Genomic DNA, 20,646 nt, shown 5'->3' on the forward strand with positions numbered 1-20,646 from the left:
TTACAGTCCCAAGAGGCGAGATTACCCCTCCTTGCGGAGTTCCCAGTTCTGTTTCATGGAATTGATCATTTTCCATGACCCCAGCCTGCAGCCATTGTCGGATAAGTTTCAGAACACGTCTGTCGCTGATTCTCATTTCGACCAGTTTCATCAACTTCTCATGGTTGATGTTGTCGAAATACCCTTTAATGTCAACATCTACGACCCAATAACACCTCTTGCTTGCTTTGCGTATCTGTGCAATTGCCTGGTGAGCATTTCTTCCTGGCCGAAAGCCATAAGAACAGTCCCGAAAATCAGCTTCAAAGATCGGTTCAATGACTAGCTTAGTAGCCATTTGGACCACCCGATCCTTGATCGTCGGGATGCCGAGTGGACGTTTCTTGCCATCCGGTTTAGGGATGTAAGTTCGACGAACCGGATGTGGACGATACCGCTTTTCTTTTAAATCTAGATAGATCTCGTTAAGAAAACGGCTCTCCCCATACTCCTCCACAATCTGTGCGATGGATTGTCCGTCGATTCCTCCGCTCCCTTTATTTGCTTTTACTCTCCTCCAAGCTGTCGCTAGAATATCCGGGCGGTAGATTTTGTCATACAAGGCATGAAATCGCCGTTTTGAGTTTGCCTTGGCACAAAGATATAGGGTTGTCCAAAGTTGTCGAGCTTTTACATCGGTGTAGTTAGCAAGTTTACTTGCATTCACTCACTCTTACCTCCTTCGACCCGTGAACAAAGCAGGGCTCCTTCCCTCCATAAGGTTGTGTTGTCCTTATGTTCATCGGTACTATGAACCCCTCCGACTCCCTCTCTGCCATCCACCACTTCCCTTACGGTTATAGGTTTCCGTTTTACGCTCCTGACGGGGCGTGCAGAGTAGGGTCTCCCCAGTTCCGTTAACTACTTTCTCAACATACCGCTCCCCATACCCCGAGGGATTCATAGGTGCTGTATTCCAAGTTCTCCACACCGTCCTTGGCCTTCGCCCATATGAAACAAGCTCGGCTTCCCTTTGTCCACCTCTCGGTGGTCTTTCTTAACGAGGCTGCAGGATTCACTTTATGTTACGGCCTGCTGATTTGCTCGCACTCTTTCGAGTTACTTTGTCACAGGGCTTCAACCTTAGGATTTCTCCACCAGTTGCCTGTCAGCTACGAGGTGACTTGGCTCCTGCCTCGGTTGGACTTTCACCAACTAGCAATTAACGGCTTGCTGGGCACGCTTCAAACAAAAAACGACCTGTCTCCAAGGTCGTTTTGTTCTTCTCGTCAAACTGCAACGAGACCTATTCTTTTTTGTCAGTCGCGTTCGCTGTTAAACAAGAAAAGCAGTACCACTACAACGATGATGATCCACAGAAGCTCATCATTATCCCGGTCAAAAAAATTATCGAACAACCCCATAGCAGAGGTCCCCCTTTCCTTCTCGTTACAGCCTATGCAGCAGAAAGGGCGGATGTCAGCGGGGATGAGCCCAAAAGTTGCAGAGGATGGCCTGCAATTGCGAAGCTTGGCATGGCGTCGCGAAGGCCGACTCACATCAGCTTTGCTTCGATTAAATGGACATAGGTGGTCAATTGCCGGGCCTGGACCCTAAAACCAAGCTCTTGCAAATTTTGCACCAGCTTGCTGCGATCCGCGTAGTATTCATCCTCGATCTCTGCTACGGCCTCCTTTCGTCCGGCCTGAAGAAGCGCCCGAATGTGCAAAGCTCTATGCTCCTCGTCGGCAAACATCGAGTCGGCTATCACCAGGCGCCCCCCTGGCTTCAATACCCGCTTGCATTCAGCCAGAGCAAGCGTCTTCTGATCATCAGTCAAATGATGGAGTGCAAAGCTGGTGACGACGAAGTCAAACATGCCGCCAAAATAGGGAAAGGCAAAAAAAGTGCCCAGCTTTGTTTCTGAAGTGCACCCCTTAGAATGGACATTGGATTAAACCCCTGGTAAATCCGATGAAATTTAAGGGGTGCATTTTTTATGGTGAAAAAGGGGCAAACGTTTAGAAGTTATTCTCACGAATTAAAGGTGGAAGCCATACGACTGCATATCGAAGAAGGATGGACATACCGTCGAATCATGGAGCATCTGGGGATTCCGGACCGCCACCGGCTTAAAGTATGGATGAAAAAATATAAACAGTTAGGCGAATTTGGGTTGATGGATCAACGAGGTAGACGTGAAGAATATGTTGATCAAGATCGATATGTTAAAAAGCTAAAACGAGAGAACTCGATGCTAAAAAAGTGTTTGAAAATCTGGATGCGGGAGGTGCAGCCCATAAGTATGAGGCGATCAAGCAAGTAGCTGGTGAGTATACGACTAGTGAACTTTGCAAGCTGTTTGGAGTCTCAAGAAGTGGATACTATGCATACTTGAAACGGCAACAAGCGGACCGGGACAAGCCCGTGAAAGACCTCATCAAAGTAGTTTATAAGAAGTATGATGGTAAATATGGGTATCGACAAACCCAGCTGTTTCTCTTACGAGATCACGGGGTATGGGTCAACCATAAGAAGGTACTACGTCTGATGCAAGAAATGAAGCTCCGTTCTCGAATACGCCGCAAATATCGAGGTCACTATGCTTCAACCGAAGGTGGACGAGTCGCTGAGAATGTGATGCAGCGGAATTTCAAAGCGGATGCACCTAATCGAAAATGGGTAACCGATGTCACACAGTATCGTGTCGCGGATACGTGGCTCTACCTGTCTGCTATTAAGGATTTGTTTAATAATGAGATTGTGGCTTACCACATTGGAGTTCGCAACGACAATCAGTTGGTCCTACGGACCTTTGAGAAAGCCTTTAAAAAGACGAAAGACGTGACTGGACTGATCGTTCACAGCGATCAGGGATTCCAGTACACGTCCTACGCTTACCACGACATGTTGCCGAAGGTTGGCGCCCAAATCAGCATGTCTCTGAGAGGCAACTGTTATGATAATGCCTCGATGGAGAGCTTCTTCTCGCATCTCAAAACGGAAGGGCTCTACCCTTATGATATCCGAAGTGTGGATGAGGCACAAAGGCGAATTGAGGAATATATTCAATTCTACAACCAAAGTCGACCACAACGAAAATTAAAAAGGCTGACGCCTGTTGAATTCAGACGTCAGCTGTCGGTCTAACGGTCGGGTTTTTTCTTACTGTCCACTAAATGGGGTCTTGACCATTTCCATGCCCGGGTTTTTCTTTTGGCACTGCTTGAGCATCTGGGGAGCTTGATCAAACGCGCTCATTTGTACTCCTTTTTCCCGAAACAGCTTTGCCAGGTTGCCCGTCCCTGTTCCTGCGTCCAAACCAACCTCATCCGGGCAGGGAGCAGTTGCATGGACGACTTCCTGCAGTACAAGCTCATAGTCTTCATAAGGGTAAAAGCCCTGTTTATTCTCGTTTACCGATATATCGTAATAATCCGCAATCTGGTTGAAATTCCACCGATCCACCCAGTTGTTTCTTATCTGGCGCAGCCGTTTGTTCCCCTCAGCCAATTCGAACAAGGCTGCCGGATCGATTCCTTTCTGTTGCTTGATACGGCCAATCATCTGCTCGGTCGTTTGAATGACTCTGCTAAGCTCGATCCACCGGTCATACATGCAGGAACGTTGGATCTCCAAGTAATGAAGCAAGCTCTCTTCTTCTTTGTCAATCCGATTCAGCAGTTCCCGAATGTCTTCGATCGGCATGCCCACTTCTCTCAAGGTGATAATCGTCTGAAGCCTCCATACATCCTCTTCGGAAAATAAGCGGTAGCCCGAATGCTCTGCCTTTTTTGGCGAAATCAGCCCTTTTTCCTCATAGAAACGGATTGCCCGGGCTGTGATTTGCAAGCGTTCAGCCATTTCCTTGATCTGCACGTTCTTCTTCCTCTCATGCTTTCTCCTCTCATTGTAAACCTTTCCGCAACGGAAGAGTAAAGGGTTCTTATCTGAAATCGAGTAGGAGGGGGCGACTAACCCCCGTCCTCTCACACCACCGTACGTACCGTTCGGTATACGGCGGTTCACCAAGCTTGACGAATTTGAGAATATCGTTGCACTAAGCTTTTCAGCCCTTGTTGTTGCCAGTAGGCAATGCCGAGGGCTTTGTGTATATGCGGAGACTTTGTGGTACGCCATGCACCCTTGCGGGTATTTGCAATTTCAATGGCTTTTACGTGAGATATGCCAAGAGAACGAAGTTCTCGATATCTGGTTCTCACGCGTTTCCACTGCATCCACAAACAAAGACGGAGCCTGCGCCTTGTCCATTCCTCAATGGATTGTAGAATGCCCTTCGCGTCTGCAAGGGCGAAATATCCAATCCAGCCCATGAGGTACTGATTTATTCTTTCAATCCGCTTCTCCATCGAGATGCTCCACACCGGATTCGTGATCGTGCGGATTTTCTCTTTTAGCTTGAGGAGGGATTTGGGGTGGATGCGAATCCTTGTCTGTTTTGCAAAGGTAAAACTAAAGCCCAAGAATTTTCGTTTCCATGGTCGGTCTATCGCGCTTTTCTCCTCATTTACTTTTAGCCTTAGTACCTTCTCCAAGTGGTTTTGAATACTCTTCTTTACTCGTTCCCCTGCCCGTTTTGTTTTCACGTAGATATTACAATCGTCTGCGTAGCGGCAGAAACGGTGGCCTCTCTTTTCGAGTTCCTTGTCCAAATCATCAAGTAGGATATTTGCCAAAAGTGGGCTTAACGGCCCACCTTGCGGTGTTCCTTCACTTGATGTTGTACAGACGCCATTTATCATGATCCCCGCATTCAAGTAGGAACGAATCAGTCTTAAAATTCTCTTGTCCTGAACTTTTCGAGCCACACGGCTCATTAGAATATCATGATTTACGCGATCAAAGAATTTCTCTAGATCGATGTCCACCACGAAACGATATCCTTCGGAGATATACGCTTGCGCTTTCCTTACTGCCATGTGAGCGCTACGTTTTGGACGGAACCCATAGCTAGATTCCGAGAAGGTGGGGTCGAAGATCGGCGTTAACACTTGGAGGATGGCCTGCTGAATAAAGCGGTCTACCACGGTGGGAATGCCTAATAACCTTACACCACCGTCAGGTTTCGGGATTTCGACTCTGCGAACAGGTGAAGGTCTATAGGTTCCCCTTTCCATCTTCTCGCGGATGGCTTGCCAGTGTTCACGTAGATAATCGCGTAGTTGTTCGGTTGAAACACCATCGACTCCACCGACACCTTTGTTTTCCTCCACTCGTTGGAGTGCCATCCGTAAGTTTTCCCGTGATAAGACTTTTTCCAGCAAATCCATAATGATGTTCCTTCCTTCGCACATGCGGACTCCGTGCTTGCTGTACGATACTCAGCCCTCTTTTGTACCCTCGGGGCTTCACCCCTGCTCTTCAAAAGTAGTTCCTTGACAGAATTCTGCTTCGACGTACCGTATCAAAAGACATGGATCGCATGCTGACTTGATGTTCGGCCCTTCCCCATTCAAGCGTCCTCTACTCGGGTACTATGGCCTCTGCTGACTTCTGCATGTTCAGCGTCTCCTTACGGAGACGGTTACCAACAGTTGAAGGCGTTTCATGCAGACCTCCCCAGGTAAGAACGATAACTTTCATCCCATGTACCTGCCCAAGTTTACTACTGTATCCCTTGGCTGTATGGGGCTTTGTCTTGTTTGGCAGACTCGCCCGGATACAACAGCCTCAAATTGGGTTCGTGTACCTCAGGTCGGGATTTTGCCGCCGGCTTCCTTCAGATTCGACCTCGCGGTCGACACCCTTGCCTTGAGCTAACGGTTGGTACAGCCAACCCCCGTTCGGGACTTTCACCCTATAGCTATCGCCCATGCTGGGCGCACCAAAAAAAGAGGCTGCCGCCAGTGACAGCCTCTTTCTTTTCCCTTTATTTCCGTCAGTGTATCTGTTGGGAATCACACATTGCCGAGCGGTTCGGAGATTTGGGAGAGGGCTTCGGACGCTTCGTCATGATGCACTTGGCGGACAGCCATATCTCCGAGCGCGACGATGCCGACCAGCTTTCCGTTCTCTACGACAGGCAGACGGCGGATTTGGTGCTTGGCCATAATTTTGGCTGCCTCGTCGACAGTCATTCCTGGTTGACCCATAATAATATCGCGGGTCATTACGTTTTCAACGGCAGCGGAGCCCTCGCGTTTTTCCGCCAAGCCGCGAATTACGATGTCACGGTCTGTAATCACGCCGATCACGTCATCTTTCTCATCGACAACGGGGATGACGCCGACATTCCAGTCACGCATCTTGCAAGCCACTTCATAGACATTATCTTTAAGGGTCACTGTTGCCACATCTTTTGTCATAATTTCACGCAGCGTCCGATTTTCCACTTTTGCCATCTTTCTCTCCTCCTTTTTGCTGATAACAATTGTAGTTTGTCCGGGCAAAAAAGGTTTCATGCGTGTTGGACGAGCCGCCCCGAATTCCGACTAGGAAAGTCTCCAAGCGGTGTGGTAAGATGGTAGGGTGGTGTCTGCGAAGGCATCGCACACCGAGAGCTTTTCAAAAAAAGACCGCAGGGTGGACCAGCACCCATACGGTCGATGGATACAATAGTTGTTCCCCATTTGGGGGGCGGCTCTCACTTCTCGGTGTCGACCTCCCGGCTGTCAGGCTCAAGGGAGGTCTACTTCTTTTTACTGGTTGACAGCATTAAGACTAAGGTCCCGAACGCTACCATCAGACTTAGTGCTTCATATACTGTCATGCTATCACCCCCTTTCCAAAACGGGGATGAACCGACCACCCTTGTGGAGCTCACCTATTGTAGTTACCTAGTATACCATAAATTGGGAAAAGTGGCATCCTGCCAGAGACACGACTTATCCATTGCGCTCTTTCCGAAAACAGACTAATATAGTGTAGTGAATAACTTACCATTTGTAGGAGGAAAATCAATGGTTATCAAGGACACAGGAATCGGCAACAAGGAAGTCATGCTCGCCGATCTGGATCATTACATGAGTGACCTGGGGTTTGTTCGCGGAGCTTGGGATTACAAACACGCTACATACGATTATCAACTGAAAGATAAAGGCAACAACTACTATCTGCGAATCGAAGCCAATGCAATCGAGGGAAAACTGGAAGACAGCCACGCTGTTTTGAAGCTCGAGGACCCTTACATGGGCAGACACTTGTTCCCTCATGGATTGGATTACGATTCCCCGATTCCGGATTCGGTCGTACAGACAGCAAAACGCAAGCTGCAGGTATTGAACGAGAAGCTTTCTGCTTATTAATCCAACTGCATCCAGCTATTTGCGTCCTAAGAACAGAGAGGCATCCCCTCTCTGTTTCACGTCAAGGGGGAGGTTTCTCTCATGAAAACACGGGGAGTCCCCGACTTTTTGTTGCTGTTGTTAACCGCTCTCTTGGTAGGTTTTGGCATCACAATGGTGTTGAGCTCAAGCTCGATATATGCCCTGACAAGCTTTACATCCAACGGCTGCAAAATTTGCGGCGGCGACGAACTGTATTTCGTGAAAAGGCAAGCGATGTGGCTGCTTCTGGGCATATTCGGAATGCTGATCACGATGAACATACCGTTTTCTTTCTACAAACGGAACTTTCTGTTAATAGTCTTTGTCAGTTTTCTGTCGCTGCTGCTCGTTATCATTCCAGGTATTGGTAACGATGCGAAAGGGGCGCGGTCCTGGTTTAGTTTCGGGTCAGTCAATTTGCAGCCGGCTGAGTTTGCCAAATTGGGCCTGATTCTGTACTTGGCAGCGATTATCTCCAAAAAAGGCGATGGCTTCCGGGATTTGAAAAAGGGCCTTATGCCCCCGCTCGTTGTCACCGGCGCATTTTTTATCCTGATCATGGTACAGCCTGACATGGGATCGGCAGCGATCCTGCTCGGCACGGCGATCGTCGTCATGATTTGCGGCGGTGCGCGGATTGGCCATCTGTTTATGATCGGGTTTCCGGTCACTTCTCTTGCCGTATTCGCTTATGTCAAGAAGAAGGACCACGCCTGGAACCGGCTGACTTCTTTTCTCGATCCTTGGAGCGACCCTCTAGGTACGGGATACCATATCAAGCAATCGCTCATTGCCATTGCCCACGGAGGGCTGACCGGTACCGGATTTGGCAAAAGCATACAGAAATATTTGTATTTGCCTGAAGCGCATACAGATTTTATTTTTGCGATCATTTCCGAAGAGCTCGGCTTTTTCGGGACAAGCCTGTTCTTGCTCGTGTACCTGCTGTTCATCTTGCGGGGAATCCACATCTGTCTGAAAGTGCATGATACCTTCGCCAGCCTGGTCGGAATCGGAATCGTCAGCATGATCGGAATACAGGCGTTTGTAAACATCGGTGGCGTAACGTCCTTCATCCCTCTGACTGGCGTCACCTTGCCCTTTATCAGCTACGGCGGATCTTCCCTGCTAATGACCCTGGTATCCACGGGGATCCTTCTGAGCGTGTCCCGTGAAGTGAGTCGGCAAAAGCTGACAGAACAAGGGCAAAAGCAATTGTACGCAAACCGCTGATCGAAACGAATGGAAAAGGACCTGCCGTCTCTGCAGGTCCTCTTTGCTACATCTCAATTCCATCCACATGTACGTTTACCGCCTCCACAAACAGACCTGTCAAGGACTCCACCGTCTCCTTTACTTTCTCCTGAAGCTGGCGGCATACCTCGTGAATCTGCATGCCATACTTGATCGATACCCGCAACTCGATGGTGACAGCACCATCTGTGACGACGACATAAATGCCTTTGCCGCTGCCGCCGAACTTTTTGGCTAAATCTTGATAAAATCCACCGGAGCGCACCGAGACACCGGAAATGTCAGCCGCTACAACTCCAGCAATGACTGCCACTACTTGGTCCGCTACCCGAATCTCACCGCGCATGCTCTCCATACTCGCCCTCCTCCCTGCTCCCTTTACCCTTCTTACTTATGTGTTGACTGTCTGACTGCCTGATTCTCAGACTTTTCTTTCATTATAAACATTTGTAGCTTGGGCTTGAAAGGGGATTTCTCGTTTTCTCTCCGTTAGTGTCGGGAGAGTGCACTGAATGTCGAGCAGAATCATGTTTTGCGATTTCATCGACTCTTTCAGCGCAGGCAAAAGTTCATGAACGGCACTTACGCGGCGCCCTTCGATTCCGCAAGCCTCGGCCCATTTCACAAAGTCGGGGTTTTCCAGTCGAGTGCCAAATGGGGCAAGTCCGGTCTGAACCATTTTCCACTCTTCCAGTCCCAGCGTCTTATTGTTTACGACAATCAGCGGGAACGAGAGATTATGGGCTGCGGCTGTCATCAGCTCACCAGCCGTCATTTGCAACCCTCCGTCTCCGATGATCGCGACTACTTGACGGTCCGGATTGTTCAGCTTGGCTGCAATCGCGGCCGGCAAGCCATAACCCATCGTCCGCCATTTTCCAGAGAAAATCGGGAATTGTGCAGTCCCACGGAACGCACGGTTGAACCAGATGGAGTGTTCTCCTGTATCCAGGGCGATGATGGCATTGTCATCAACAACCTGGGACAAGGCATGCATGAGTGTTTCCGGCTTGATCAGCTCGTCTGTTCCTTGATCGACCAACTGCTCTGTCTCCTGCCAAAAAGAAGCGTGCCACCGTTTCACCTGTTGAATCCAACCGGAATCGGGCGACTTTCCTTCCAGGCGGCGCAGCCACAGGGGGAGCACATCGCCTAGCTCTGCTGTGACAGGAAACAGTCGAGGATGGGCATGGACAGTTATCGGATTGTGATCGACCTGTACGACCGGCAAACCTGCCGGAATAAAGGAGCGCGGAAACCAGCTCGCTCCCAGCGCTACGAGCAAATCTGCTTGTGCCAATGCCTCGAGTCCCGCCCTGCTGCCGCCCTCGCCCAAGCCTCCCAGAACAAGCGGATAAGCCTCATCCACCGTTCCTTTGGCACCTAAAGTAAGCAGCAAGGCTGCGCCTATTTTCTCAGCCATCTGGAGACATAGATTGGCGGATTCACGGCTTCCCGTCCCCATCAGAATGACCGGTTTTTTCGCTTGAAGCAGCAGCTCTGCCGCATGCTCCACCTCTCCCCTGTCCACTCCCACGCCAGTTCGCAGTCGCGGCAAGGTCTCTACTAACGGCCATACCGTCGTGCGTGAAAAAATATCCTTGCAGATGGCGAGATGTGCGACACCTTTTTGACTGCCGGCTGTTACGTATGCGCGGTGAAGCACGTTGCCGATGGCATCCGGGTGGGCAACGGTCGTAGAGTACAAGCAGAGCGGGCGAAGCAAGTCTTCCTGCGGCACATATTGCTTGTACGGTCCTCCCAATTTGTGCGTCTCCACCTGACCCGTGATAGCGAGAACCGGAGCGTGATCCGCATACGCATCCGCCAGTCCATTCAATAAATTCAGTGTCCCCGGGCCGCTGGTCGCAGTACAAACCGCCGGCTTGCCGGTCCATTTTGCTTCCGCCGCTGCCATCATGGCTGCTGCTGATTCATGTCTGCATGCGATATAACGGATGTCTTTCTGTTTCCCGATGACATCCAGCCACGGCAGTATGGCATCACCCACCACCCCGTAAATGTGTTTGACTCCCCACATGCGCAGCTGCTCCGTTACATATTGGGCGACCTGCATGAAGCACCTCCTGTCCTTGATACTTCTAGTGTGGCAAAATCTCCAGTATTTTACTAACTCGTATCCAGCCTTTTCGGGAAAACCTAGTGAATAGATCAGGAGAAATAAAGGAGGAACGTGAATGAAACAGCCTGTAAAATGGCTGCTTTGCCTTTTGGCCCTTGCTTTGACAGTGACAGCCTCTGTTATGATCTCCCCGGTACGGACAGATGCTTTCAGCAATCAAGAGGTTCGCGTCGGCGCTACCGGAAAAGATGTAAGAGAGATGCAGGGACGCTTGAAATACCTGGGCTTTTATACAGGAAAGGTCGATGGCGTGTTTTCCTGGCGCAGCTATTGGGCCCTGCGCAACTTTCAGTACGAATTCGGGTTAAAGGTAGACGGCATTTTAGGGCCAAAGACAAAGCTGAAGCTCTACAATGCCACAACCGGCTATCGGCCGACCGCTGAAGAGCTGGGTGTCGAACCGTCTCCTGCAGCTCCCGCGCCGTCTGCCCCAAAGAACACCAGCTACCGGAGCAAGGGCATTACAGACAACGATATTCGCCTGATGGCCAATGCTGTCCATGGCGAAGCGCGCGGAGAGCCGTACGTCGGTCAAGTCGCCGTTGCCGCCGTCATCCTGAACCGAACCCGCAATCCGGCTTTCCCGAATTCACCTGCTGGCGTCATCTTCGAACCGCGGGCGTTTACCGCCGTAGCAGACGGACAGATCTGGCTAACCCCTAACGAAACAGCAAAAAAAGCGGTACAAGACGCGCTCAATGGTTGGGACCCGACTGGAGGCGCCATCTATTACTTTAATCCGGATACGGCCACATCTGCCTGGATTTGGAGTCGCCCACAGATCAAAAAAATCGGCAAACACATCTTTTGCCGCTAGAGACAAAAGCAGGCACGGTGGGTACCGTGCCTCTTTCATTGCTCAAGCAGTCTAGATTTGCGCCAGCTACGAACGCTGCCCCTGCATGTGTTCCGCCATTTTAATAAATCGCTCTTCCTGCTCGGTCGTCCCGCAAATCCCGCATTGAATCATGTAGGACTCACCCTTATAGGGCTGATGGAAGGTGTCCAGCTCATCTCTGGATAATTCCGCGACCAGCTCCCCGGATTGGGGGTCAAGTCGGACATAGCGCGGAGTTTGTTCAATGACAGTAAATCTCATCCGATTTGATTTACATGTAGGACAGAGATACGGTTTTGCCAATAGAAGCACCTCCTAAGATGTCTCACCGAATAGTGTGAGCAAAAAAACGGTGATTTTATTCTCCAGGATTCGTTCAAAATAATGATGACATCCTTCAAAAGTTCGGTTACACTTAAAGACGAATTTTGATTTATGGTAAAAAACGGGAAAACGCAACAAACTTAACATCATGAGGTGAGCCTATGAACCAACGGCTGTTTTTCACGATTGTCGGCGCGAGCCTGCTACTGGCGGGATACGCCCATTATTTCACTGAAAATGAATTTTTTAAATTTGCAACTGCTTCCTTGGCTATCATTTTTTTGGCTGCTTGGTTGGGAAAATCGACAGAAAGTGTTGCACATTATGCAGGGGATCGCGTTGGCGGGTTTTTGAATGCGACGTTTGGCAATGCAGCCGAGCTGATTATCGCTTTCTTCCTGGTGAAGGAAGGCCTGTTCGATATGGTGAAGGCGTCCATTACGGGCGCCATCATCGGGAATATGCTGTTGGTACTCGGATTGAGCGTGTTTTTGGGGGGATTGAAGTACAAGGAGCAAACCTTTAACGGCAGGCTGGCCGGGCACAATGCATCCCTGATGATGCTCGCGATCGCCGCCCTGTTTATTCCGGCCGTCTTTATGAAGGAGCTCCCGCCTGTTGAGATCGGGACCTTGAGCACGGTGATCGCGGTTATTCTGATCGTGGCCTACCTTCTCTGGCTGATCTTCTCCATGGTCACGCACCGCGACTTCCTGTCCGACATTGAATCTCATGACAGTGAAGCAGCCTGGTCAAAAGGTGTGTCGATCCTGATGCTGGCGATCTCGACCTTTTTTGTGGCCGTCGTCTCCGAGTGGCTTGTCCACAGTGTTCAGCACGTCTCCGAAACACTTGGTTGGTCGGAGCTGTTCGTCGGGGCGTTTGTCATCGCCATTATCGGCAATGCAGCGGAGCACAGCGCTGCCCTGCTGCTGGCGATGAAAGGACGAATCGGCGCAGCTGTCGAGATCGCAGTCGGCTCCAGCCTGCAAATTGCCTTGTTCGTGGCCCCTACGCTCGTATTGGTCAGCTTGCTCCTGGGCCGTCCGATGGATATCGTCTTCACCACATTTGAACTTGCCGCCATTGGTGTCGCGACTTTTATTACCATCTCCATCACCAAAGACGGTGCGACCAACTGGTTTGAAGGCGTCCTTTTGCTGGCTGTCTATATCATCCTCGGAACCGCCTTTTTCTTTGCTTGATCCATAAAAAAGGGCGCAGCGTGTATTTCCATCGCTGCGCCCTTCTTTTTTATGCAGAACCAGTACCTGCCGGTTCTATGTTTCTTCTTCCTAAAAAACGCCCAGTGTGCTCAAAAATACGATGAAAATGGCAATCGGTGCAATGTATTTCAGCAGCATCAGCCAGATGATAAAAGCGCGTCTCCCCCACTCTGTGGACACCTGCAATTCTCTGACAAGCAGCTCCCGTTTCAGCTTGAGCGGCACAAATACGGCAATCAGCAATGCACCCAGCGGCATCAAGACATTACTTACCAAAAAATCGGCCGCATCAAAGATGGGCTTCCCAAAAACGGTCACCTCTGACCAGACTCCAAAGGACAAGGCAGACGGAATTCCTGCCAGAAAAATAAGCATCCCGATAATCCACGAATAGCGCTTCCTGTTTTCTAGTTTGCCCCTGGAAAGCGACGCTACGATTATCTCCAGCATCGAAAATGCGGAGGTCAGTGTAGCAAACAGGAACAACGCCATAAATATGAGCAGAAACAGATTGCCAAACGGCACGTGCTCAAAGACAGAAGGCAAAACGATAAACAGCAGTCCCGGTCCTTCCGTCGGCTCCATGCCCAGGGAAAAAACGGCAGGAAAAATAGCCAGACCGGCAAACAAGGAAACCATCAGATTCAGCCCGACGATCGAGCCTGCGGAGCGCACCAGATTTTCCTGTTTGCCCAGATAGGAGCTGTACGTAACCATCACAGAAACCCCGACACTGAGAGAGAAGAACGATTGACCCATCGCATACAGCACAGAATCCGCCGTCAGCCGGGAAAAATCAGGCATCAGGAAAAACGCGACGCCTTTGCCTGCTCCATCCAGTGTGAGTGAACGGAACATCAGGACAAGGAACAGTAAAAACAGTGCCGGCATTAAATACTTGTTCGCCGATTCGATCCCGGCCTGCACCCCGCGAGCCACGACCCACATCGTGATCAGCATGAATACAAATTGAGCGCCGACAGATCCGATCGGGCTGGCAATGACACTGCCAAACAATTGATCGTACGGCATGCCTGTCAGTTGTCCCGTCAAGCCGCGATACATATAAGTGAGAATCCAGCCGCCTACCACACTGTAAAACGAGAGCAGCAAGAAGCAAGTCGCCACGCCCAATCTGCCGATCCAATGCCATGCGCTTCCCGGTGCGAGAGTTTTGTAAGCCGAAATTGCCTCTTGCTGTGTGCTGCGTCCAATCACGAATTCACCCAACAATAGCGGAAGACCGATTGCGAGTGTAAATACGAGGAACAGCAGAAAAAATGCTCCGCCACCACTCGTTCCGACTACGTAGGGAAATTTCCAGATCGCCCCGAGTCCGATCGCCGAACCCGCTGCCGCCAGAATAAATCCAAGTCTGGTCGTCCATTGCTCTGTTTGCTTCATGCCCTATCCACCTCTTTCTAACTTTCCACTAGCCTGTAAAAAAGAAAACACCCATCCCCAAAAAGGGACGAGTGTTGTGCTCGCGGTACCACCCTGGTTAGGCTTTGTCAGCCTCGCTCATTTCATTGATAACGGGAATGACCCGGTTCCCTCCTACTAGGGGCGCCTTCCTTTCAGAGGACAGCTCAAGAGTGAATTCAGCGGGGCATGCCTGGAAACGACTCTCAGTCTCTGGTCGCTTCTCCCTGTCAAGCCGCTTGGCCGCTTACTGGTCTCCATCTTCGCTTTTGCCGTATTCATTTGTTCAAGGCAAGCGAGAACAAAAAAACCCGCCCCCTAAAAGGGACGAGTTGCTCGCGGTACCACCCTGATTAGACAAGCGTGTAAAGGAAAAAAAGTCAAGAGCCCTTTTACTTGCATGCCTCACTTTGTTCATTGGTAACGGGAATGACCCGGTTTTCCTTCTACTGGGCATCGAAACCGTTCAAAGGACAGCTCAGGAGTGAATTCGGCGAGGCATGCTTTAAAACTGCTTTCAGTCCATGGCAGTTTCTCCCTGGCAAGCTGCTGGTTCGCTTACTAGTCTCCGTCGACGCTTTTGCTCTTCAAAAGTTATTATTTAATCTAAAGCAGTGAGAGTGAAAAAGCAAGTATTTTTTTATGCCCTTGTAAAACTCGATCACAATAGAAAAGCGAGGAACGTTTCCATTCTCTCGCCTTTACCCCTTCTGATTGTACAGTTCGTGAAGATCAGCCAGTTTTCTTTCCAACGAACCCATTATTTCACGACCGATCTCTTCGTCAATCAGTCCCAAACGGACGGCGAACTCCACTTCACGCGAAAGCCCGAACATCTGGGTGTCAAGCACCTCTTCATACAGCGGGCACTGCGGCATGGTCAGGTTTTCCATCTGTACGTCTATGAGCTTGTAGATCTTGTCCGCATCTGCTCGCAGTAATGCTAGCGCTTTTTGTTCCAGATCGGGAATCTTAATTTCTGTCAAAACCTATCCCTCCGTTTGCCACCATCCTTACCTTACATAGTACGTTATTCTGGGCCATTTGAAAAGGGGAGACGATTTGGCAACTGTAAGTATATACGCACGAACGCTTTCGATTTGACTAAAAAATGCTCAAATCCCACATATCGGAGAGCCTTTGCAGCAGCTTGACCCCCGCTACCGAGTTCCCCTTTTCATCCAAAGCGGGACCAAATACGCCAAGTCCCATACGCTGCGGCACTGAAGCCATAATCCCTCCGGCTACACCGCTTTTTGCAGGGATGCCGACGTCGATGGCAAACTCTCCGGAAGCGTTGTACATGCCGCATGTGACCATGAAGGTTTTGCAAATTCTCGCCACTTCACGGGGAAGCAGCTGCTCGCCGCTCACAATGTCGTAGCCGTCCGCAGCCAAAATGGCAGCAAGCCGTGCCACCTCCACGGTCGTGACCTCGATCGAGCAATGCCGAAAATACAGATCGAGAGTTTCTTCCACGTCCCCGGAAAGAATCTTGCTCTCCTTCAAAAAATAGGCGAGGGCGCGGTTCCGATCAGCGGTCTGCTTTTCGGACTGATATACGTCGTAATTGACACGGAGCTCGGGATTGCCTGTCATTTTTCTAAGCAGCCGCATGATCTTCTCCAGCCGTTCTTCCACAGTTGCTCCGGGAATCATGCCTGCAACAGCGATGGCTCCGGCGTTGATCATCGGGTTTAACGGCTTGTGCGGCTTGATGGTCTCCAGCTTGATAATCGAATTGAACGGGTCGCCTGTCGGCTCTTTGCCCACACGTTCAAAGACATATCGCTCTCCATGCTCGCACAGCGCAACCATGAGTGAAAAAATCTTGGAGATGCTCTGCAAGGTAAAAGGAAGATGGGCATCCCCGGCCGAAAGCAGCGTCCCGTCTTTGAGGCACACACTGATGCCCAGCCGCCTCTTGTCCTGTCTGGCCAGCTCCGGTATGTACGAAGCTACCTCGCCTTTTTCCGCTTCGCTGACGGTCTCCTGCACCGTCTGTTCAAGCACTTGCTGAATGTTGATATGGTCCATTTTGTCCATGTAGATCGCCTCTTGCGTGAATAGAATGGAATTCTGCTGCCCCCATTGTAAGAAGTCAGAGCCTCATTGTCAAAAGCGATGCTGTTTTTTGCTTGGGAGCAAGACGCAGAAGCGAATTTTTGCTATTCAGAAAAACGCTTTTTGCAAAAATGCACGGGCGGCTCGTTTGCCACATCCTTTGCCGCGGGTTACAATGTTACCGAGACGCTAAACAGACGGAGGAATGTATCATGTCAGAGGTAATCGTATTCAAGGGAGCCGTTTCCTTCCCCATAACACTCGACCCGAGCGTATGGATTTTTGACGACCGCAAGTTTGATCTTGGCACCTATACGGGTGAGGAAGATAACGATACAGGCAATCAGAAAAAGTACCTGGAAGGAACCGGTGCCCAATGGGACAAGGAGCTTCGGGAAGGTACAGCCTTGCCGTCGGAGCGAAAGAGCTTGATCGAGGAACGGAAGGCTCTCCAGGGTGACTACGGAATCCGGCTTGCGCCGTTCATCGACAACGCTGCTCCCCATCCCGAAGTGACCCATGTACGGATCTACCGGGAGACAGGAGAGCCTATCCTCCTTCCGCTCAGCGAAGCCAGACGGGCCATCCTGCAGTTTTCAAAGGACGGCAAGCCTATACGGACGGATGGTCCTGTCTACTTTTTCCTCCCAGAAACACTGCTGGCCAAAGAAGCGCCGGTAACAGGAATTACTGCCTTTGAATTTGTCGCTGAAACCGGACAGTAAGCATACAAAAAAGCCATCCGAAGCTGCGGATGGCTTTTTGCATAATTTTTTGTACATCTAGGTTAGCCCGTTTACGCGCTCACTACCTGCGCGATACCGATGTCTCTTCTCTTTATCTCTGCACTGAGCAGTTCAATAAAAGCTGGGTCCAGTTGAAGGTCGACGGCACGATGATATACTTCTATCAGCATTTGGTCACTCAAGTATTTCACGCTTGTCACCTCCATCCCTTAACCTGAACCCATTGTAGCAGAAGAAACAGGCGCGAACAATCGTTCTGATATCCACAGGCAATGGGGATATCATGTGGGTAAGCTGTGGGCAAACTGTGTGCAACTGACAAAAAGGCAGGGTTGTCCATGTGGATTCTCCCTGCGCTTTTATCCACATGTTGTCGCAATTTGTCGAACGATTAACCTGCTTTTTCCCTTGCTTGAGTGGAGATTTGTCCGACTGACCATAAAAAGGACCATCCCCGCTAAAGGAGATAGTCCACTTTTTTGGAAGAGATCACTTATACATTTGCTGTTTCCGTTACTTGCAAGACTTGCTTGATCCGTTCGATCGCCCAATCCAGATCTTCCTTCGTAATAACCAAAGGCGGTGCAAAGCGGATTGTAGTCTCATGCGTTTCCTTGCACAGCAGCCCCAGTTCTTTCAGCTTTTCACAATACGGGCGAGCAGCCGTTTCCAGCTCCAGTCCAATAAACAGACCGCGTCCGCGAATTTCTTTGATCAACGGGTTTTTGATCTCCTTCAATTTTCCGAGGAAGTACTCACCCAGCTCTTGGGAGCGTTCCACCAGCTTTTCGTCAACCAGGACGTCCATGGCCGCTACGGCGACAGCACAGCCGAGCGGATTGCCGCCAAAGGTCGAACCGTGGGAACCAGGTTCAAAGACGCCCAGAACTTCACGGTCTGCCGCTACAGCCGAAATCGGGAACACACCGCCTCCGAGCGCTTTCCCCATAATGTACATATCCGGCTTCACGTCTTCCCAATCAGACGCAAACAGCTTGCCTGTACGGCCAAAGCCCGTTTGGATTTCGTCGCAGACGAGCAGCACATTGTTGGCCTTGCACAGCTCATACGCCTGCTTGAGATAGCCTTGCGGCGGAATGATGATGCCGGCTTCCCCCTGGATTGGCTCCAGCATGAACGCTGCCGTGTTCGGCGTAATCGCCTGTTTCAGCGCTTCGATGTCACCGTACGGGATAATCTTAAAGCCTGGGGTAAATGGACCAAACCCACGCTGGTAGCCAGGATCGGAAGAGAAGGAGGTGATCGTAACTGTACGCCCGTGGAAGTTGCCCTCGCACACGATAATTTCAGCCTGGTTATCCGGCACTTTTTTGACGTCATATGCCCAACGGCGAACAGCCTTGAGCGCCGTTTCCACCGCTTCTGCTCCGGTGTTCATCGGCAAAATCATATCCTTGCCGGTCATTTCAGCAAGCTTCTCATAAAAGTTGCCAAGCTGATCATTGTAGAAAGCCCGGGAAGTCAGCGTCACTTTGTCAGCCTGATCCTTCAGCGCCTTGATGATGCGCGGATGGCGATGCCCCTGGTTCAGAGCCGAGTATGCGCTCAGCATGTCCAGGTATTTGTTGCCTTCGGGATCTTCTACCCAAACGCCTTCTGCCTTGGAAATAACGATCGGAAGCGGATGATAGTTGTGAGCACCGAATTTTTCTGTTTGATCAATGACCCGGTTTGACTTGTTCATATGTTCATTGCCTCCTTGATTATGCGATGTCTCTCTTTTATTCAAGAATGATGCCAACTGTTTGAGCCTGTACAAATCCTTGGTTTCAGCGGGAAGGGCATTCCCACAGAGCAAAAAAAGTTTGCATCATATCCTTCTTTTGTCCATATTAGCGCATAATTATTTTGCACCTTTTCCATCCTATGTTATGATGTACCTCATACCATACCAACAGGCAGGTGCATTTTGGATGTCATCCGGGCAAAAGCTGAACTTACCCGACCATACCCTACATGTCTTTGAATCCATTTTGGACAGTGTCAATGAAGGTATCCACGTAATCGACGCATCGGGTACCACGATCGTATACAATCGCAAAATGACTGAGATGGAATCGATGAGCAAGCGAGACGTTCTCAACAAGCCACTGGACGAAGTGTTTCAGTTCCCTCCCGGCCAGGAAAGCACGCTGCTTACTTGTTTGCGTACCGGCAAAAGCGTCCGCAACGTGAGACAGACGTACTTCAACGACAAAGGTCAGGAGATCACGACGATAAACAACACGTTCCCGATCCTCAAGGATGGAGAACTCATCGGCGCAATGGAGCTTGCGAACGATGTGACAAAAATGGAGCGGCTGATCCGTGAAAATCTGTGGGAAAAGAACGGCGCGCGCTACACCTTTGACAAAATTATCGGTGTAAGTCCCGCTATTCTGGAGGTTGTGGTAAATGCCAAGCGTGCGGCAAGGACCTCTTCCTCTGTATTGGTCGTAGGGGAAACGGGAGCTGGCAAAGAGCTCTTTGTCCAGAGCATTCACAATGCAAGTCTCCGCGCCTCGGCTCCCTTCATTTCACAGAACTGTGCTGCCCTGCCTGATTCCTTGATCGAAGGACTCCTCTTTGGAACTGCCCGTGGCGCATTTACCGGAGCAGTGGAGAGACCCGGCCTGTTCGAACAAGCAGAAGGCGGTACCTTGTTCCTGGACGAGATCAACTCGCTTAGTATGCCCCTGCAGGCAAAACTGTTGCGGGCCTTGCAGGAAAAGTCCATCCGGCGCATCGGGGACACAAAAGACAGGTCCATCGACGTACGAATCGTAGCCGCGATGAATGAAGACCCGGTAGAAGCCATATCCCATCAGCGCTTGCGAAAGGATCTGTATTACCGCCTCGGGGTGGTAACGCTTTTTATTCCACCCCTGCGTGAACGGAGAGAAGATATTCCGCTTTTGATCCAGCATTTTATCGACAAGTACAATCACCTGTTCCAAATGAGCGTCGAAGGTGTAAGTGAAGACGTGCTGGCGTTTTTCATGGGACACGACTGGCCCGGAAACGTCAGGGAGCTTCAGCACGTTATCGAAGGTGCGATGAATCTGATGGTAGACGAAACCGTTATTACCTCCGAGCTGCTTCCTTACCATTTTTTACGCCGCACATCTGCACCCATAAAGGAAAAGATAACAGTACTACCCGTATCGGACGAAATCTCTCCTTTGAAACAAAAAATGCAGGAGTTCGAAACGTACTATATTCAGAAAGTCGTTGAGAAGAACAACGGCAATATTTCCCGTGCAGCCAAGGATTTGCAAATCAGCAGACAAAGCCTGCAATACCGCCTTCGCAAGTTGGGGGTTAAGCCAGTGTGAAGTGCAAATTTTTTTGGCGTTTGCCTGCT

The 20,646-nt window shown here is 50.2% G+C and carries 21 protein-coding genes, 1 pseudogene and 2 other annotated features; of the genes and pseudogenes, 8 read left to right on the forward strand and 14 right to left on the reverse strand.

All coding sequences use genetic code 11. The annotated features are described in order from the left end of the window. Window positions 1-10 precede the first annotated feature (10 nt). Together V5G20_RS16810 and V5G20_RS16815 are read right to left on the reverse strand one after the other, a co-directional pair. Window positions 11-706: pseudogene (locus V5G20_RS16810) on the reverse strand (reverse transcriptase domain-containing protein); the annotation flags it as partial. 828 nt (window positions 707-1,534) lie between these two features. Beyond that, window positions 1,535-1,894: a class I SAM-dependent methyltransferase gene (locus V5G20_RS16815; protein ID WP_327957030.1), complete on the reverse strand. Its 360-nt coding sequence runs from the start codon at window positions 1,892-1,894 to the stop codon at window positions 1,535-1,537. An 84-nt stretch (window positions 1,895-1,978) separates the two neighbouring features. On the opposite strand from V5G20_RS16815, the gene V5G20_RS16820 reads away from it, so the two are divergent. Together V5G20_RS16820 and V5G20_RS16825 are read left to right on the forward strand one after the other, a co-directional pair. Beyond that, on the forward strand, window positions 1,979-2,305 hold the full coding sequence (locus V5G20_RS16820) for a helix-turn-helix domain-containing protein (RefSeq protein WP_024985204.1): 327 nt from the start codon (window positions 1,979-1,981) through the stop codon (window positions 2,303-2,305). After that, the gene (locus V5G20_RS16825) at window positions 2,245-3,129 is read left to right on the forward strand and encodes an IS3 family transposase (RefSeq protein WP_338461395.1); all 885 of its coding nucleotides are present in this window, start codon (window positions 2,245-2,247) and stop codon (window positions 3,127-3,129) included. The genes V5G20_RS16820 and V5G20_RS16825 overlap by 61 nt, the downstream gene beginning before the upstream one ends. 15 nt (window positions 3,130-3,144) lie before the next feature. On the opposite strand, the gene V5G20_RS16830 is transcribed toward V5G20_RS16825, so the two are convergent. From V5G20_RS16830 to V5G20_RS16845, 4 genes are all read right to left on the reverse strand, one after another. Further along, on the reverse strand, window positions 3,145-3,858 hold the full coding sequence (locus V5G20_RS16830) for a MerR family transcriptional regulator (protein WP_338461397.1): 714 nt from the start codon (window positions 3,856-3,858) through the stop codon (window positions 3,145-3,147). A gap of 146 nt (window positions 3,859-4,004) precedes the next feature. Continuing rightward, window positions 4,005-5,270 (reverse strand): group II intron reverse transcriptase/maturase, encoded by a 1,266-nt coding sequence (gene ltrA / locus V5G20_RS16835; protein WP_024985202.1) that lies wholly within the window; start codon window positions 5,268-5,270, stop codon window positions 4,005-4,007. 627 nt (window positions 5,271-5,897) lie between these two features. Then, window positions 5,898-6,341, reverse strand: a complete 444-nt coding sequence (locus tag V5G20_RS16840) for a CBS domain-containing protein (RefSeq protein WP_003387324.1) — start codon at window positions 6,339-6,341, stop codon at window positions 5,898-5,900. 287 nt (window positions 6,342-6,628) lie between these two features. Further along, on the reverse strand, window positions 6,629-6,709 hold the full coding sequence (locus V5G20_RS16845; RefSeq protein ID WP_221175483.1) for a putative holin-like toxin: 81 nt from the start codon (window positions 6,707-6,709) through the stop codon (window positions 6,629-6,631). A gap of 190 nt (window positions 6,710-6,899) precedes the next feature. On the opposite strand from V5G20_RS16845, the gene V5G20_RS16850 reads away from it, so the two are divergent. Both V5G20_RS16850 and ftsW read left to right on the forward strand, forming a co-directional pair. Continuing rightward, window positions 6,900-7,244 carry a YugN family protein gene (locus V5G20_RS16850; RefSeq protein ID WP_003387325.1) on the forward strand — a complete coding sequence of 115 codons (345 nt, stop codon included), beginning with the start codon at window positions 6,900-6,902 and terminating at the stop codon, window positions 7,242-7,244. 81 nt (window positions 7,245-7,325) lie between these two features. Continuing rightward, window positions 7,326-8,498: a putative lipid II flippase FtsW gene (ftsW, locus tag V5G20_RS16855; protein ID WP_327927277.1), complete on the forward strand. Its 1,173-nt coding sequence runs from the start codon at window positions 7,326-7,328 to the stop codon at window positions 8,496-8,498. 46 nt (window positions 8,499-8,544) lie between these two features. On the opposite strand, the gene V5G20_RS16860 is transcribed toward ftsW, so the two are convergent. Together V5G20_RS16860 and V5G20_RS16865 are read right to left on the reverse strand one after the other, a co-directional pair. Further along, a complete protein-coding gene (locus tag V5G20_RS16860; RefSeq protein WP_003387328.1) occupies window positions 8,545-8,874 on the reverse strand; it encodes an Asp23/Gls24 family envelope stress response protein in 330 nt (109 codons plus the stop codon). A 66-nt stretch (window positions 8,875-8,940) separates the two neighbouring features. Further along, a complete protein-coding gene (locus tag V5G20_RS16865; RefSeq protein ID WP_338461402.1) occupies window positions 8,941-10,596 on the reverse strand; it encodes a thiamine pyrophosphate-binding protein in 1,656 nt (551 codons plus the stop codon). 121 nt (window positions 10,597-10,717) lie between these two features. Between V5G20_RS16865 and sleB the strand changes: the two genes are divergently transcribed. Then, window positions 10,718-11,479 carry a spore cortex-lytic enzyme gene (gene sleB / locus V5G20_RS16870; protein WP_327927280.1) on the forward strand — a complete coding sequence of 254 codons (762 nt, stop codon included), beginning with the start codon at window positions 10,718-10,720 and terminating at the stop codon, window positions 11,477-11,479. Between the two features lie 66 nt (window positions 11,480-11,545). Here the strand turns inward: sleB and V5G20_RS16875 are convergent, their stop codons facing one another. Next, window positions 11,546-11,803: a hypothetical protein gene (locus V5G20_RS16875; RefSeq protein WP_003387331.1), complete on the reverse strand. Its 258-nt coding sequence runs from the start codon at window positions 11,801-11,803 to the stop codon at window positions 11,546-11,548. 182 nt (window positions 11,804-11,985) lie between these two features. Here V5G20_RS16875 and cax point away from each other — a divergent pair, with 182 nt between their 5' ends. Then, entirely contained in the window at window positions 11,986-13,029 is a 1,044-nt protein-coding gene (cax, locus tag V5G20_RS16880) for a calcium/proton exchanger (protein WP_172920705.1), read from the forward strand. A 90-nt stretch (window positions 13,030-13,119) separates the two neighbouring features. Here the strand turns inward: cax and V5G20_RS16885 are convergent, their stop codons facing one another. From V5G20_RS16885 to glsA, 3 genes are all read right to left on the reverse strand, one after another. Beyond that, the gene (locus V5G20_RS16885) at window positions 13,120-14,454 is read right to left on the reverse strand and encodes a sodium-dependent transporter (RefSeq protein WP_172920704.1); all 1,335 of its coding nucleotides are present in this window, start codon (window positions 14,452-14,454) and stop codon (window positions 13,120-13,122) included. A gap of 60 nt (window positions 14,455-14,514) precedes the next feature. Beyond that, window positions 14,515-14,745: a binding site (T-box leader), on the reverse strand. A 47-nt stretch (window positions 14,746-14,792) separates the two neighbouring features. Further along, window positions 14,793-15,056, reverse strand: a binding site (T-box leader). 117 nt (window positions 15,057-15,173) lie between these two features. Then, window positions 15,174-15,458, reverse strand: a complete 285-nt coding sequence (locus tag V5G20_RS16890) for a YlaN family protein (RefSeq protein ID WP_003387335.1) — start codon at window positions 15,456-15,458, stop codon at window positions 15,174-15,176. Between the two features lie 118 nt (window positions 15,459-15,576). Continuing rightward, window positions 15,577-16,509: a glutaminase A gene (gene glsA, locus V5G20_RS16895; RefSeq protein ID WP_031931787.1), complete on the reverse strand. Its 933-nt coding sequence runs from the start codon at window positions 16,507-16,509 to the stop codon at window positions 15,577-15,579. 239 nt (window positions 16,510-16,748) lie between these two features. On the opposite strand from glsA, the gene V5G20_RS16900 reads away from it, so the two are divergent. Continuing rightward, on the forward strand, window positions 16,749-17,261 hold the full coding sequence (locus V5G20_RS16900; protein ID WP_311067584.1) for a hypothetical protein: 513 nt from the start codon (window positions 16,749-16,751) through the stop codon (window positions 17,259-17,261). Between the two features lie 71 nt (window positions 17,262-17,332). On the opposite strand, the gene V5G20_RS16905 is transcribed toward V5G20_RS16900, so the two are convergent. Both V5G20_RS16905 and V5G20_RS16910 read right to left on the reverse strand, forming a co-directional pair. Next, entirely contained in the window at window positions 17,333-17,473 is a 141-nt protein-coding gene (locus tag V5G20_RS16905) for a sporulation histidine kinase inhibitor Sda (RefSeq protein WP_003387338.1), read from the reverse strand. A gap of 302 nt (window positions 17,474-17,775) precedes the next feature. Next, window positions 17,776-18,987, reverse strand: a complete 1,212-nt coding sequence (locus tag V5G20_RS16910) for an ornithine--oxo-acid transaminase (protein WP_003387339.1) — start codon at window positions 18,985-18,987, stop codon at window positions 17,776-17,778. A gap of 229 nt (window positions 18,988-19,216) precedes the next feature. Here V5G20_RS16910 and V5G20_RS16915 point away from each other — a divergent pair, with 229 nt between their 5' ends. Next, entirely contained in the window at window positions 19,217-20,617 is a 1,401-nt protein-coding gene (locus tag V5G20_RS16915) for a sigma-54 interaction domain-containing protein (RefSeq protein WP_338461408.1), read from the forward strand. Window positions 20,618-20,646 lie beyond the last annotated feature (29 nt).

Origin of the sequence: Brevibacillus borstelensis, assembly GCF_036700025.1 — a bacterium.
GTDB lineage: Bacteria > Bacillota > Bacilli > Brevibacillales > Brevibacillaceae > Brevibacillus > Brevibacillus borstelensis.

What these genes read in the sequence shown, in the direction of transcription:
- V5G20_RS16820 (WP_024985204.1), top strand. Translation starts at nt 1,979, where the DNA reads ATGGTGAAAAAGGGGCAAACGTTTAGAAGTTATTCTCACGAATTAAAG.
- ltrA (WP_024985202.1), bottom strand. Translation starts at nt 5,270, where the DNA reads ATGGATTTGCTGGAAAAAGTCTTATCACGGGAAAACTTACGGATGGCA.
- V5G20_RS16840 (WP_003387324.1), bottom strand. Translation starts at nt 6,341, where the DNA reads ATGGCAAAAGTGGAAAATCGGACGCTGCGTGAAATTATGACAAAAGAT.
- V5G20_RS16845 (WP_221175483.1), bottom strand. Translation starts at nt 6,709, where the DNA reads ATGACAGTATATGAAGCACTAAGTCTGATGGTAGCGTTCGGGACCTTA.
- V5G20_RS16850 (WP_003387325.1), top strand. Translation starts at nt 6,900, where the DNA reads ATGGTTATCAAGGACACAGGAATCGGCAACAAGGAAGTCATGCTCGCC.
- ftsW (WP_327927277.1), top strand. Translation starts at nt 7,326, where the DNA reads ATGAAAACACGGGGAGTCCCCGACTTTTTGTTGCTGTTGTTAACCGCT.
- V5G20_RS16860 (WP_003387328.1), bottom strand. Translation starts at nt 8,874, where the DNA reads ATGGAGAGCATGCGCGGTGAGATTCGGGTAGCGGACCAAGTAGTGGCA.
- V5G20_RS16865 (WP_338461402.1), bottom strand. Translation starts at nt 10,596, where the DNA reads ATGCAGGTCGCCCAATATGTAACGGAGCAGCTGCGCATGTGGGGAGTC.
- sleB (WP_327927280.1), top strand. Translation starts at nt 10,718, where the DNA reads ATGAAACAGCCTGTAAAATGGCTGCTTTGCCTTTTGGCCCTTGCTTTG.
- cax (WP_172920705.1), top strand. Translation starts at nt 11,986, where the DNA reads ATGAACCAACGGCTGTTTTTCACGATTGTCGGCGCGAGCCTGCTACTG.
- V5G20_RS16885 (WP_172920704.1), bottom strand. Translation starts at nt 14,454, where the DNA reads ATGAAGCAAACAGAGCAATGGACGACCAGACTTGGATTTATTCTGGCG.
- glsA (WP_031931787.1), bottom strand. Translation starts at nt 16,509, where the DNA reads ATGGACCATATCAACATTCAGCAAGTGCTTGAACAGACGGTGCAGGAG.
- V5G20_RS16900 (WP_311067584.1), top strand. Translation starts at nt 16,749, where the DNA reads ATGTCAGAGGTAATCGTATTCAAGGGAGCCGTTTCCTTCCCCATAACA.
- V5G20_RS16910 (WP_003387339.1), bottom strand. Translation starts at nt 18,987, where the DNA reads ATGAACAAGTCAAACCGGGTCATTGATCAAACAGAAAAATTCGGTGCT.
- V5G20_RS16915 (WP_338461408.1), top strand. Translation starts at nt 19,217, where the DNA reads ATGTCATCCGGGCAAAAGCTGAACTTACCCGACCATACCCTACATGTC.